The sequence below is a fragment of the Labilibaculum sp. genome, assembly GCF_963664555.1.
Lineage (GTDB): Bacteria > Bacteroidota > Bacteroidia > Bacteroidales > Marinifilaceae > Labilibaculum.
Genome location: NZ_OY761461.1, coordinates 1,191,851 through 1,205,215 on the forward strand (window position 1 = coordinate 1,191,851; position 13,365 = coordinate 1,205,215).

Here is a 13,365-nt window from a genome sequence, read left to right on the forward strand (position 1 = left end):
CTCCCAAAGGAGAGCTTTAAATTGTATATCTATATAAGGATTACTTTACAGAATCCATGTATTGAATCAATTCACATACTTTAGTAGAATATCCCATTTCATTGTCATACCATGAAACAACTTTCACGAATGTAGGAGACAATTGAATACCTGCTGTTGCGTCGAAGATAGAAGTTCTTGTATCGCCAATAAAGTCGTTAGATACAACAGCATCTTCAGTATAGCCAAGAACACCAGCTAATTCGCCTTCAGAAGCTTCCTTCATTGCAGCACAAATAGCAGCGTAAGTGGTTTCTTTTTCCAAACGAACAGTTAAATCAACTACAGATACATCTGGTGTAGGAACACGGAAAGACATACCAGTTAATTTACCATTCAAAGCAGGAATCACAACACCTACAGCTTTAGCAGCTCCGGTAGATGAAGGGATAATATTTTGTCCGGCTCCACGTCCACCTCTCCAGTCTTTTGCAGAAGGACCATCAACAGTTTTTTGAGTTGCAGTAGTAGCGTGAACAGTTGTCATTAAACCTTCGATAATTCCAAACTTGTCATTCAATACTTTAGCTACAGGAGCTAAACAGTTGGTTGTACAAGAAGCATTAGAAACGAAAGTCATATCGTTAGAGTATTCTTTGTTGTTTACACCCATAACGAACATTGGTGTATCATCCTTAGAAGGAGCAGACATTACAACTTTCTTAGCACCTGCATCGATGTGACCTTGAGCTGATTCTTTTGTTAAGAAAAGACCAGTTGACTCAACAACATATTCAGCACCTACGGCACCCCAGTTAATATCAGCAGGATTTCTTTCAGCAGATACACGAACAGTTGTTCCGTTTACTACTAACATACCATTTTTTACTTCAACATCACCGTTGAATCTTCCATGAGTAGAATCATATTTTAACATGTAAGCCATGTAATCTACATCAATAAGGTCGTTAATTGCAACAACTTCGATATTGCCTTGTGCAACTGCCTGACGGAATACGAAACGTCCGATACGTCCAAATCCGTTGATACCAATTTTAATCTTTGACATTGTGTATAAATTTTAATTTATAAACCCTTTGTTTCTCAACGGCAAAAGTATGTATTTTAAAAATATTTTGTATTGAAAAAGTAAAAAAAATAATTTATTTATTTTTCACTTAAATAAAGCTTGTTGCTTGATGGTTAGTTGTTTGTGTGGCATTATAACGATTGCGAATGAAAAATTTAATGAAAAAAAAATCTCATTTAGTGAGATTTTCTTTTGATTTAAACAGTTTTGCTCGTACAGCTTGTATTTGCTTTTGTATAAGCAGGACATCTTTTATCAACTGCGCATGATGTTGAGATTATCCCAAGAAGGAATAGTATTGCTAATGCGTAAAGTGTTTTCTTCATAGGTAATAAAATTAAAGGTCAAGTTTATTCGTTTCTAAATTCGTGAAAAGATATAAAAAAATGTTGTGAAACTACAAATTGGAAATATTTGTGTTTTGTTAAATTTATACTGTCTTTTATACCTTCTCTGTATTATTTTTGTTTGGGAAATATCGAAATTAATTAATGAAAAAACTATTTCTAAGCTTATTTATCACATCATGTTTTCTTTCTTTTGGTTTTTCTCAAGAGAAATCTTTTGTGTTGAAAGTTGTTGAATCCTCCAATAATGGTGCGGTTCAAGAGTGTGTTTGTGGCGATTATGAGAAGTTTATTGTTGAGGAAATGGCATTGAAACGACTCGAAAATAAAATTTCGAAATTGAAACAAAAAGGGTATTTGGAAGCCAGTATCGATTCAATTTCATTCAGTAGAGATACCATAATCGCAATGATTCATCAAGGAGGAAAATATGAATGGGAGGAAATAAATTTTCGTGGAGTTGAAAATTTAGATTTATCTACATTGAATTTAAGGTCGGTGAATAAACGAAGAAAGTTTATCAGTTTTTCTGATCTGGAAATTTTTCAGACTGACATTTTGAATCATCTGGGCGACAATGGATATCCATTTGCTCAATTAAAATTATCAGAGATAAATATTGTCAATAAAAAGGTAAGTGGCGAATGGGAGATTGAACCTCATGATTTTATTCGATGGGACAGTATTGTACTAAAGGGAACGTCTAAACTTAAGCCTAAGTTTTTACAAAGATATTTGGGTATTTATCCGAATAAAACATATCAGGAAAGCAGGAGTAAACTGGTTTCTAAAAAGATCGCTAATTTAGGCTTTGTGAAGGAAATTAAAGCTTCAGAGATTGAATTTGAGAGTGGTAAAGCAAGACTATATACATATCTTGAAAGGGAATCGGCCAATCAGTTTGATGGAATAATCGGCTTTCAGACAAACAAGGATAAAAATAAAATGGAGTTAACGGGGGAAGTAAAGTTGGCTTTGGAAAATATATTTTCAGCGGGAGAAAGTATTCGCTTCAATTGGCAGAAGTATGAAGAAAGTAGTCAGAACTTGTCTTTGGGAATGGTTTATCCTTACTTGTTTTCATCCGGTTTGGGGATTGATTTTGGTTTTGACATTCAAAAGAAAGATTCAGCTTATTTAAGTACTGCAATTGATTTGGGTTTTCGGTTTACTCAGTCGGGTAAAAATTTTAGCAAGCTGTTTTTTAAAATGAATTCATCATCATTGCTAACCACAAATCATTTGGCCAGCGTTTCAGTGCTTCCTGATTATGCGGATGTAAAGTCCTATTTGTACGGATTTGCTTACCATTTTGAAAATTTGGATTATTCTTTTAATCCTAAGAAAGGATGGAAGCTTAATTTTTCTATTGCTGCAGGAACACATAAAACAAGAAAGAATGCCGGAATACCTAATGAACTATACGATAATATCGATTTATCGGACAATTTAATTGATACAGAATGGGTTTTGGAGTACAACATTCCAGTTCAGGAGAAAATTAGTTTTCGACTTAGAAATAGGAGCGGGCTTAAAGATTCAAAGAATTTGTTTCAAAATGATCTTTTTAAGTTGGGAGGTTTAAACTCTTTAAGGGGATTTAATGAAGATTCATTTATAGCTTCAAAATATTCTGTTATGACTACAGAATTAAGGTTTATCCCTCAACGAAACTCAAGTTTTTACTTGTTTTGGGATGGTGGATATTACAGTAATAATTACTTAAGGGATAAAATTCATGATTATCCCTGGGGAATTGGTTTTGGTTTAAATTTTGCTTCAAAATCAGGAATTTTCACTTTAAATTATGCCGTAGGAAAACAACGTAATGCAAAGATTGATTTTCAGGAAGCCAAAATTCATTTTGGATTTGTAAGTCGTTTCTGATTGAGAAACATCTATACCTTGCTGTTTGTTCTAACCAATAGATAATAGCTAATTAAAATTGAAATGCCAGTTATACAGGAGGCGGCAATATTGGGCAGCTGACCTTCTATCAAAAGGTTTATTGTGAAAATAATAATTAGGGCAGTTATTATTCCAATAGGAAAGGAGGTAACTATATATTTTAAGTTCGATTTAGAAGTTTTATTAGCTAAGTTTTCCAGTTGTTCAACGTCAACTTCAAATTGTTCAATTGCCTTCGAAAAGGCATTGATTTCTTCGTTAAAAAAGTCATTTTCTTCTTGGGATATAAAAAATATAAAAGAACTGAAACGATAATTTGCATAAATATTATAATCCAAACGTTCCTTTTTTACAATCTCAATTTCAACGATCGTTTTCCATTTAATAGGATTAAGAGATAGAAGGTTGCCAACAATACTTCCTCTGTGAAAAGTCATTCCTTGTGCATTGGCATCTGTAAGCGTATAGCCTCGTACTTCATAAAATTTTATGATATCTGAAACTAACAATTTTTTATTTCGTTTTATATTGAAGCCAATTAGCTTTTTCATGAAAGAAAATTATGTGTTTCAAATGTATTAAAAAAAAAGAGATACGCCAATTTCATCAAGTTAAATAGGAGTTGCAACAGAATATTGTTCTTGGAGAGAATGATGTTTTTGTGTTTTTTTAAGCTGTAATTAAAGAATTCCTAAAGGCAGAGTAGTTATTGTTTAAAATATTGGATAGAAGTGTTGTACAATATATAGATGATGTCTCGTGAATGTATGAAAAAAAGCAATGTTTTTTATAACTCAAACTTCAAAACCAGAGTATAAGCATTGTATTCTGCCATTTTACTAATGTAAATTTCCCCCTATGCATAAGAATGTAAACTCTCTTATTGATTCTGACAATTCATTGACAGGTATGGTTTTAGATCATTTTCAGGACCTTCCAATTCCGAAAATTTTAGATTCTCTTTTGGATGATTTTTCATTCTTAAGTGGATGCCCGTGTATGTTTATGGATTTTAAGAATAGATATGTTCATAGTAATGACTGCAAGGCAATGACACTTTTGGATAGTGAATTGGCTAGGAATAGTAAGAATCTTTTTGCTGATATTTTTAAAACAAAATTAGTAAGGGAAGATGAATGTATTGAGCTTGTTTATGGGAAACATGCCAGAGGAGTGTTTGTGCCGGTTAAAGTTAAAGGAGTGGTTTTTGGATATTTTATTTATGGTCAGTTTATTGAAAATACAGACCCTTTGGCCTTAAAAATTGAACAGGGAATACAACTAGATAATGAAGAAATTGAAGAATATAAACTATTAAAAATATTATCCAGAGCAGAAATTGAAGAGAATATTTTTAAATCAATTCGTTTTGTTGGAGGGATTGCATCGCAATTCGAGATGAGTTATGATTTAAAAAATGAGATTAAGAAGAATCAGGAGGCTGCAAATCAACTTCGGATTCAAAAAACTTTCTTTGAGAATTTATTTGATCACTCTCCTGAGGCAATTGTTATTTTGGATAATGAAGATCAAGTAATTCAGGCAAACCAAGAGTTTCTTCAGTTGTTTGAATATTCACAAAAGGAAATAAAATCAAAAAGGATAAATGATTTAATAGTTCCTGAAAAATATAAAGAAGAAGGGGCAAAAGCTACAATAAATGCAGCCGTTGGAGAGAGGGTAGACATGACTACTATTCGCCAAACCAAAACTGGAAAACAAATTCATGTTCAGGTTCTTGGAAAACCTATAGTTCTAGATAATAATCAGCTTGCTGTTTATGGTATTTATAGAAATCTGACTCAACAAGTTTGGAATCAGAAAAAGGAACAAATAATATATCATGTCTCTGAAATTATGAATTCCTCGATGAATTCTATTGAGATGATTAACAAAATTGGAGAAGAATTGCAGCAAATTGTTGGAGCCGGAAAATTGTTTTTAGAATTGATTGCTCCTGATAGGCGGTTTTTGCGCTCTTTTGCTGAAAATGATGAAGATTTTAAAATTATTAATTATTCCGAGTCGTTAAGCAGAGCCGTGATTCGGGGAAAAAAAATGCTTTATTTGAATGATAAACAGATAAATGATATTATTCTTTCAAATAAACTTTCATTAAAATCAATTCCAAAAAGTTGGTTGGGGATTCCTCTTATTGCAGAAGGGAAAGTATTAGGTGTTTTTGGAGTTATTAGTTTTGTTGAAGGTTCGGAAATGAATTTGGAGAGTATCAAGTTGCTTGAGGTACTTTCATTTCAACTGGCCGCGGGAACTATAAAAAAAGCAAAGGATATCGAATTAAGGATGCTTCAACGTTCAATGGAACAAAGTCCGGTTTCTATTGTTATTGCTGATTTTAAAGGAGATATAGAATATGTAAATCCTAAGTTTTGTGATGTAACGGGTTATAGTTTTAAGGAAGTCCGGGGCCGAAATCCGAGAATTCTTAAATCAGGCTCAACACCGACTGAGGTTTATGAGGAAATGTGGGCGAGTGTACTTGATGGGAAAGAGTGGGTTGGGGAGTTTCTTAATGTAAAGAAGAATAAAGAATTATTTTGGGAGCGGGCTAAATTTTCACCAATAAAGGATGATGCCGGAAAGATCACTCATATTGTGGCAGTAAAAGAGGATATTACAGAATCTAAACAGTTTCAAAAAGAATTGCTTCAATCAAAAAGAAAAGCAGAGGAGTCTGATCGGCTAAAATCAGCATTCCTGGCAAATATGTCTCATGAGTTAAGAACGCCACTTAATGCTGTTATTGGATTTTCTAATTTGTGCGACGAGTCATTGTCAATGACGGAAATTCTTGAATTTGTTAGTTTAATAAATAAGAGTGGAAATCAACTTTTAGGAATTATAGAAGATATTTTGAGTTTTACATCTATAGAAAGTGAAGCTTTTCAGATCGGTGAAGAGGAATTTTTCATGTTCAATTTTATTGAGGATGTAAAGAAAATTTCGAAGGAAAAACGAGTTCAGGAGAATAAAGAACGTTTGGGATTGCAATTTAAAATGGATGAGAATTTTTCCAGTGTATTGGTAAAATCGGATTATCAGAGATTATTGCAAGTGGTAACTAATTTAATAAAGAATGCATTTAAATTTACAAATGAAGGACTTGTTGAGTTTGGATATAAGGTTGATGGCGAGGAGTTATGCTTATATGTAAAGGATAGTGGCGTTGGAATACAGAAAGAGAAAAAGGACATTATTTTTGACAAATTCCGGCAGGCTGATGATTCCATCACCAGAACTTTTGGAGGAACTGGTTTGGGATTAGCTATTTCAAAAAAGATAATGGATATGTTAGGCGGTACAATAGAGGTTGAATCGGAGCCTAATGTTGGATCAATCTTTACTTTAAGATTGAATTGTGTAATTTCTAAAACCGATAGTAAGAGAGAATTTAATAATACAAATGGTATGCAAACATCAAATTCACCATTAATTTTAGTTGCCGAAGATGAAATTTCGAATTTTAAACTAATCGAAGCCATATTAAAGCGAAATAGTTATGAGGTTGTAAGAGCCGAAAATGGAGTAGAGGCCGTTGAAATGTGTAAGAATAATCCGGATATTCGTTTGGTGCTGATGGATATCCGAATGCCTGTAATGGATGGACTAATTGCCACAAAAAAGATTAAGGGTTTTAGTCCTAATCTGCCAATAATTGCACAAACTGCTTATGCTATGGATGGGGACGAAAATAAAGCGATTGAGGAAGGTTGCAATGATTATATTTCAAAGCCAATAAGAAAAGAGCTTTTGCTGGAAAAAATAAAAGCATTGATCTAGTTCTTTAGACTTGTTTTGAATTGAAAAACCGTCTTTCGCGACGGTTTTTCTTTTTTAATACCTTTTGCTGGAATAATTATTTGTGTCAGGTGATGAAATTGATCTGTGTTTTTGTTTTTAGGATAAAAGGTGTACCTTAATTTTACTAATTGAATAGTTGGGATTTGAGAAAAAGATGGAGTCTGTTATTCGCATTGTTGATACTATTATGTGTCATTGAGATTCATTCTTGTAGAAATGATCTTAGCTTTATTGTGCATGAAAAGAAAATCTCTAAAAGAATAAAAAACGGATTATTTAATGTGAAATATCCAGAATTAAAATACAGTGGTAATAATTCCCGAAATGTATGCGATTCAATTAATTCAAATATGAAGGGTTTTGTAAATTCACTTATGAAAGAAATGGATTGCAATGAGAATTATGAGTTTAAATTAGATAGAAAGTTTTGTAGCAAGGAATTAAAAATTGATTACAATCTGGATATTTTTGCCAAAGACTATGTAAGTGCCCGATTTACAATTTACACCTACCAAGGGGGAGCTCATGGTCGAACTTATTTCAAATGTTTTAATTTTAGTGTGCAGCGGGCAGAACAATTAAAATTAAACGATTTGTTGTATTTAAAACAGAAGAAGGAATTACAAGTGTTAAATAAACTATTGGTAAAATATTTTGAGAATCCCGATCAGTGTTTTAGTGAGATTCCTTCTATTACGCCTGATTTTGAATTTTTCTCATATCAGAATGATAGTGTAATATTTTCCTTTTCAGATAACTCATTAGGAGATTATGTTTGTGGAACAGCAGTGATTAAAATTCCTTTGTGGGAATTGAAGCAGAATGGATTATTGAAATTGTAGTCGCTAAAAACTCATTTTATGAAAGCACTTGTCATTGGAGGATCGGGTTTTACAGGAAAGAAATTGATTGAACTTCTGTTAAAGGACAAGGATTATACCAAGGTTTGTGCATTGGTCAGAAATGAAATTGATCTTATTGATGAAAAATTCATCCAAATCAAGGTAGATTTTGAAGCTCTTTCGTCTGAAAATATTCCGGAGTGTTGCGATATTGCTTTCTGTTGTTTCGGAACAACCATTCGAAAAGCTCAAACGAAGAATGATTTTAGAAAAGTAGACTTTGAGTACATCACGCATTTTGCAAAACTTTGTGAGATGCATTGCATTAAAGAGTTTCATTTAATAAGTGCGATATGGGCAAGTCCCCGATCCATTTTCTTTTATCAAAAGGTGAAGGGCGAGCTTGAATGTTTTATTAATTCACTAAATTTCGAAACAGTAGTTATTTATCGTCCATCAGTGATTTACGGAAATAGAGAGGAATTTCGGCCTTTCGAAGCATTTGCTGCCTGGATCAGCCGAAATATGAATTTTCTTTTTGTGGGTAAATTGAAAAGAATTGTAGCTGTAACCGGAGATCAGCTAGCGAAAACTATTCATCAAAATTCTAAAAAAAATCTTTTAGGCAGATTAATTATTGAATCTGAAGAAATATCCAAAACCCAATAATTATAAACGGTTGTTTCTAACTTCTGTTAACATCTCTTGCCGATGCCTGATTGGCAGGCATTATCAAAATATCATTGATATTCACGTGCGCAGGTCTGGTGGCGATAAACTCAACGGTTTCGGCAATGTCTTCGGCATAAAGAGGTGTAAATCCGTTATATACCTGTTCCGCTTTTACAGTATCACCTTTGAATCGCACCAGGGAAAATTCTGTTTCAACCATTCCAGGAGCAAGAGAACAAACCTTAATATTGTGAGGTAATAAATCAATTCTCATTCCTTTCGTGATGGCATCAACTGCATGTTTTGTCGCGCAATACACGTTTCCACCCGGGTAAACTTCTTTTCCTGCTATCGACGATATATTAATAATCTGGCCCTTTTTTCTTGCGATCATAAAAGGACTAATTGTTCTTGTTACGTACAAAAGGCCTTTTAGATTGGTGTCAATCATTCTTTCCCAATCGTCAATTATTCCTTCCTGTACAGGAGATACTCCAACTGCTAATCCTGCATTATTTAGCAGCAAGTCAATTTTAGTCCATTCCTCAGGCAGAGAATTTATCTTTGATTCAACTTCTTTTTGAATTCTTACATCCAATTCAATTGCTAAAACCTTCACGTGGTAATTTGCAATTAACTCTTGTTTTAATTTTTCCAGATTTTCTTTTCGTCGCCCCGAAATAATTAAATCAAATCCTATTTTGGCTAATTTTTTAGCACAAGCCTCGCCAATGCCTGCTGTCGCTCCTGTTATAAATGCAATTTTGTTCATTGTGTTTGAAAATTTATTCAGATTTCACTTCAGAATATCTTATGATTTTTATCGAGGAAGTAAAGTTAAAAACTACCGGGATTATTCGTGTTACTATCTTATTTTTTTTTAATTTTAAACATTATCACCTAAATTCTTTCATCATGATAAATCAGGAAGTTTCAATACAATTAGCAGAAGATTTGGGAATTAGTCAGGATGGGTTTGAAAGAATTTCTAAAAATCTTGGGCGAACGCCGAATTTGTTGGAATTGCAGATTTATTCTGTAATGTGGTCCGAAAATGTTTCTTATAAGAGTTCTTTTAACTGGATAAACTCATTGCCGAATACGGGTGAGAATATTATTTCCGGTGCACGTCAGTCCAATGCTGGGGTTGTTGATATAGGAAATGGGGAATATTGTGTGTTTAAAATGGGAACACACAATCATCCCAGTGGAATAGATCCTTATCAAGGAGCTGCAACCTGTGTAGGTGATGTTTGCCGCGATGTTGTATCTGTTGGTGCAAAACCGATACTAATTTTAAATTCATTGCGTTTTGGTGAAGCTTCTCTGGATCGAACCAAATGGTTAATGGAGGAGGTGGTGAAGGGTATTAGGGATTATTCCTCGGTTCTTTATATGCAGAATATAGGCGGAGAGGTTTGTTTTAATTCCTGCTACGATACCAATCCTATTGTTAATGTAATGGTTGCAGGAGTGGTTTCTAAGGAAAGACTACTACTTAACAGAAAAATGAATCCCGGTCAATTGATTCTAATTGTTGGTAATTCGACTGGTGCAGAAGGTGTTTTTGGTCAGGATGAAAATTTCACAATCCCAAAAGGGAATCCGGATATTGGAAGTGCATTAATTGATGGTATTCTTAAGTTGAACGATGAAAATGCGGTTGTTCGTATTGAGAATTTAGATATGGCTGGCATCGTTAATGCTGTAGCTTCTATAAGTGTACATGCAAAGCATGGCGTTGATATCGACCTAAATCAAATACCTCTTAATCAGTCGGGATTAAGTTTGGAACAAGTTCTGTTATCAAGAACTCAGGAAAGAATGATGTTGGTTATTGATAAAGAAAAGCAGGATTTGGTTTTTAGTGTATTTGAGAAAGCCAGGATTCCGTGCAGTAAAATTGGTGAGATAACCGATGGTAAAACGATTCGGTTTACTGAGGCGTCCAATGTAGTGGCAGAATTAAATGCACATGATTTGGTGATGGGCTATGGTGCCCCCCAGTCAAGTAGAAAGCATCATCCTATCAACAAAGAAAAGGATATTGATTTTTTGGAGATTATTCCTGAACCGGATAATTACTGGAAAGTGATTAATGAAATGGTTAACAATCCAAATTTGATAATTAAGGAGTTTTTACAACTTAATTTTGAAGAAGAAACAAATAAGTCGCCTTCGGATGCTCAAATATCAATGGCGAATTCAAATGGTAAAGTTCTTTGTTTTACAGTATCCGGTAATTCAGTTTATTCATTCAACGATCCAAATTTAGGTGTACAAATTAATATTGCCAGAGCAGTTCAACGTATTGTTTGTTCGGGAGGAAAACCTTTGGCACTTAACGATTGTTTGAATTTTGGCAGCCCTTTAGATGAAAATGTTTTTTCACAATTTGTAGAAACCATTAATGGCATTTCCAATGCCAGCCAATTTTTCGATACTCCGGTTGTTGGAGGGAATGTGAGTTTTTATAATGAGAGCTCGGTACTTGGAAAGAGAGTTGCAATTAATCCAACGCCTATAATTGGCATGCTTGGTGTTATTAGCCCGAAGACGAATCACATGTCGTATATATACAGAAATAAGGGTGATGTAATTTTTCTGGTTGGTAAATCCCGAAATGATATTTCGGGTTCTGAATACTTGTGTTCAATTCATAAGAAGTGTAATGTTGGTGTTCCTTATTTCAATATTGATGAAGAAAAAGCAATAAATAAGGTTGTTGCCAATTTGATTGAGAAGAAATTGATCAGCTCTGCGCATTCTATTGAAAGAGGCGGCCTTTTCTTTAATTTAATAGAATCATCAATGCCATTAGGATTTGGTTTTGATGTTACTTCTCCTGCTGAGATTCGTAAGGATGCATTCTTATTTGGGGAAGCTCAGGGACGAGTGGTTGTTTCTGTTTCCATGGAAAACGAAGATCGTTTTGTGGATATGATGATGGAAAGTGGAGTTCGGTTTTCAACTTTAGGTCATGTTACCAAGGGGGAATTAAGAATTGATGATATTTCATATGGTTCCATTGATGAGTATAAAAAAGGATATCAGCAAAAAGTAATTAAGTGAGTTTTTAGAACACAATAGGATCGATTAACTTTTTAACAAAGAATCATGTAATGGTTCTTTGTTTTTCATTCACTATATTTGTGCCTTTACAATTAAATTGGTCTGCGGGCTATATATTTTAATCATTAGATTTTTTATTCGTGGTAAATCCTTATAAAGATTTAGATAAGAGCAAAAAAGATCAGGTTGCCCTGATGTTTAATAATATTGCAAGGAAATATGATTTTTTAAATCATTTTCTATCCATGGGAATTGATAAACTTTGGAGAAGGAAAGCTGTTAAATTATTACAATCTATTCAGCCCAAACAACTTTTGGATATTGCAACAGGAACAGGTGATTTCGCCTTGGCTTGTTTGAAATTAAATCCTGATAAAGTTAGTGGCATTGATATTTCAACAGAAATGCTTGCGGTGGGCCGGGAGAAGATTGCAAAGAAAAATCTTCAGGATAAAATAGAATTATTTGAAGGAGATTCGGAAAATATTCAGTTTGATGATAATTCATTCGATGCAATAACTGTAGCTTTTGGTGTTCGCAATTTTGAGAATTTAGAAAAAGGATTACAAGAAATGAATCGTGTTGTTCGTCCGGGAGGGAAAGTGGTTGTTCTGGAATTTTCAAAACCTAAAAATTTTCCGGTAAAACAATTTTATAACTTTTACTTTTTTAACATTCTTCCTTTTTGGGGTAAAATGGTTTCAAAGGATAGTTCAGCATATACCTATTTACCAGAATCAGTAGGAGCTTTTCCTGATGGAGAGGATTTTCTGGAAATATATAAAACTTGTGGTTTTGTAGATGCTGAGCAAATAAAGTTGAGTTTTGGAATTGCCTCCATTTACATTGGAACCAAACCAATACAATAAAAAAGTATTTTGTAGGTTTATATTTAAAAGAATTCCAAAATTTGAGAAGAATACTGTTTATACTGTTGTTGTTACTTAGTTTTTCATCCTGTTTTTCACAAAGAGGATATAAAGCTGAGAGCATTTTAAACTATCAAAAAGTAGATCAGAAATGGTTGCATTTTGGGTTTACTTTGGGCGTGAATAGTATGGATTTTGCAATATATAATTCTGGGAAAGGTGTTGCCCGCGCAGAACAGGTTGTTTTTTCTCCGGGCTTTACGGTTGGAATTGTTTCTGACTTGCGTTTACATGAAGATTGGTCTCTTCGATTTTTGCCTGGTTTGGAATTTGGGCAGCGAACCATAAGATATTCCAATTTGGATGTGGAAGAGGTTAATGTTGAATCTGTATTAGTAAATCTGCCTTTATTGCTTAAATACAGAGCCAGACGATTGAATAATTATCGCCCATATTTAATTGGAGGAGCAAGTTTTAAAATTGATGTACAGGCGCAGGATGCACTTGATCCTGAAAATGATATGTTGGTGCGGCTAAAAACTACAGACCTGTATTTAGAGTTGGGGGCGGGTATTGATTTTTACTTACCCTATTTTAAGCTCGCAACAGAGTTGAAATTTGCCATCGGATTAAAGGATGTCATGAATCATGAATATGATATTGATAATCCAGGATATGAAGCCTACACCGATGCTTTTAGGAAGGTGAATTCCAAAATTATTACTCTTTCCTTTCATTTCGAATAGGGATTTTGATCTCATAAT

The 13,365-nt window shown here is 33.7% G+C and carries 10 protein-coding genes; 7 read left to right on the forward strand and 3 right to left on the reverse strand.

The genetic code is table 11. The annotated features are described in order from the left end of the window. Positions 1–40: 40 nt before the first annotated feature. Positions 41–1,048 (reverse strand): type I glyceraldehyde-3-phosphate dehydrogenase, encoded by a 1,008-nt coding sequence (gene gap, locus ACKU4N_RS04810; protein WP_321321107.1) that lies wholly within the window; start codon positions 1,046–1,048, stop codon positions 41–43. Positions 1,049–1,560: 512 nt separating this feature from the next. Here gap and ACKU4N_RS04815 point away from each other — a divergent pair. Further along, positions 1,561–3,303 (forward strand): BamA/TamA family outer membrane protein, encoded by a 1,743-nt coding sequence (locus tag ACKU4N_RS04815; protein ID WP_321321109.1) that lies wholly within the window; start codon positions 1,561–1,563, stop codon positions 3,301–3,303. A gap of 11 nt (positions 3,304–3,314) precedes the next feature. Here ACKU4N_RS04815 and ACKU4N_RS04820 read toward each other — a convergent pair whose 3' ends face one another. After that, positions 3,315–3,875 carry a hypothetical protein gene (locus ACKU4N_RS04820; protein WP_321321111.1) on the reverse strand — a complete coding sequence of 187 codons (561 nt, stop codon included), beginning with the start codon at positions 3,873–3,875 and terminating at the stop codon, positions 3,315–3,317. Between the two features lie 307 nt (positions 3,876–4,182). Here ACKU4N_RS04820 and ACKU4N_RS04825 point away from each other — a divergent pair, with 307 nt between their 5' ends. From ACKU4N_RS04825 to ACKU4N_RS04835, 3 genes are all read left to right on the forward strand, one after another. Further along, positions 4,183–7,125, forward strand: a complete 2,943-nt coding sequence (locus ACKU4N_RS04825) for a PAS domain S-box protein (protein WP_321321113.1) — start codon at positions 4,183–4,185, stop codon at positions 7,123–7,125. Positions 7,126–7,427: 302 nt separating this feature from the next. After that, positions 7,428–7,988, forward strand: coding sequence for a PdaC/SigV domain-containing protein (locus ACKU4N_RS04830; RefSeq protein WP_321321115.1), 561 nt, complete (start codon positions 7,428–7,430; stop codon positions 7,986–7,988). Positions 7,989–8,006: 18 nt separating this feature from the next. Then, complete coding sequence (locus tag ACKU4N_RS04835) at positions 8,007–8,657, forward strand: Rossmann-fold NAD(P)-binding domain-containing protein (RefSeq protein WP_321321117.1); 651 nt, start codon at positions 8,007–8,009, stop codon at positions 8,655–8,657. A gap of 16 nt (positions 8,658–8,673) precedes the next feature. Here ACKU4N_RS04835 and ACKU4N_RS04840 read toward each other — a convergent pair whose 3' ends face one another. Beyond that, entirely contained in the window at positions 8,674–9,432 is a 759-nt protein-coding gene (locus ACKU4N_RS04840; protein ID WP_321321119.1) for an SDR family NAD(P)-dependent oxidoreductase, read from the reverse strand. 143 nt (positions 9,433–9,575) lie between these two features. On the opposite strand from ACKU4N_RS04840, the gene purL reads away from it, so the two are divergent. The 3 genes from purL to ACKU4N_RS04855 all read left to right on the forward strand — a co-directional run bounded on the left by purL (position 9,576) and on the right by ACKU4N_RS04855 (position 13,347). After that, a complete protein-coding gene (gene purL / locus ACKU4N_RS04845) occupies positions 9,576–11,732 on the forward strand; it encodes a phosphoribosylformylglycinamidine synthase subunit PurL (protein WP_321321122.1) in 2,157 nt (718 codons plus the stop codon). A gap of 140 nt (positions 11,733–11,872) precedes the next feature. Next, a complete protein-coding gene (gene ubiE / locus ACKU4N_RS04850; protein WP_321321124.1) occupies positions 11,873–12,601 on the forward strand; it encodes a bifunctional demethylmenaquinone methyltransferase/2-methoxy-6-polyprenyl-1,4-benzoquinol methylase UbiE in 729 nt (242 codons plus the stop codon). Positions 12,602–12,642: 41 nt separating this feature from the next. Further along, positions 12,643–13,347 carry a type IX secretion/gliding motility protein PorT/SprT gene (locus ACKU4N_RS04855; protein WP_321321126.1) on the forward strand — a complete coding sequence of 235 codons (705 nt, stop codon included), beginning with the start codon at positions 12,643–12,645 and terminating at the stop codon, positions 13,345–13,347. Positions 13,348–13,365: the final 18 nt, after the last annotated feature.

Bases quoted from the DNA above. Each gene is read 5' to 3' on its own strand.
- ACKU4N_RS04820 (WP_321321111.1), bottom strand. From the start codon at position 3,875: ATGAAAAAGCTAATTGGCTTCAATATAAAACGAAATAAAAAATTGTTA.
- ACKU4N_RS04840 (WP_321321119.1), bottom strand. From the start codon at position 9,432: ATGAACAAAATTGCATTTATAACAGGAGCGACAGCAGGCATTGGCGAG.
- gap (WP_321321107.1), bottom strand. From the start codon at position 1,048: ATGTCAAAGATTAAAATTGGTATCAACGGATTTGGACGTATCGGACGT.
- ACKU4N_RS04815 (WP_321321109.1), top strand. From the start codon at position 1,561: ATGAAAAAACTATTTCTAAGCTTATTTATCACATCATGTTTTCTTTCT.
- ACKU4N_RS04835 (WP_321321117.1), top strand. From the start codon at position 8,007: ATGAAAGCACTTGTCATTGGAGGATCGGGTTTTACAGGAAAGAAATTG.
- ACKU4N_RS04825 (WP_321321113.1), top strand. From the start codon at position 4,183: ATGCATAAGAATGTAAACTCTCTTATTGATTCTGACAATTCATTGACA.
- purL (WP_321321122.1), top strand. From the start codon at position 9,576: ATGATAAATCAGGAAGTTTCAATACAATTAGCAGAAGATTTGGGAATT.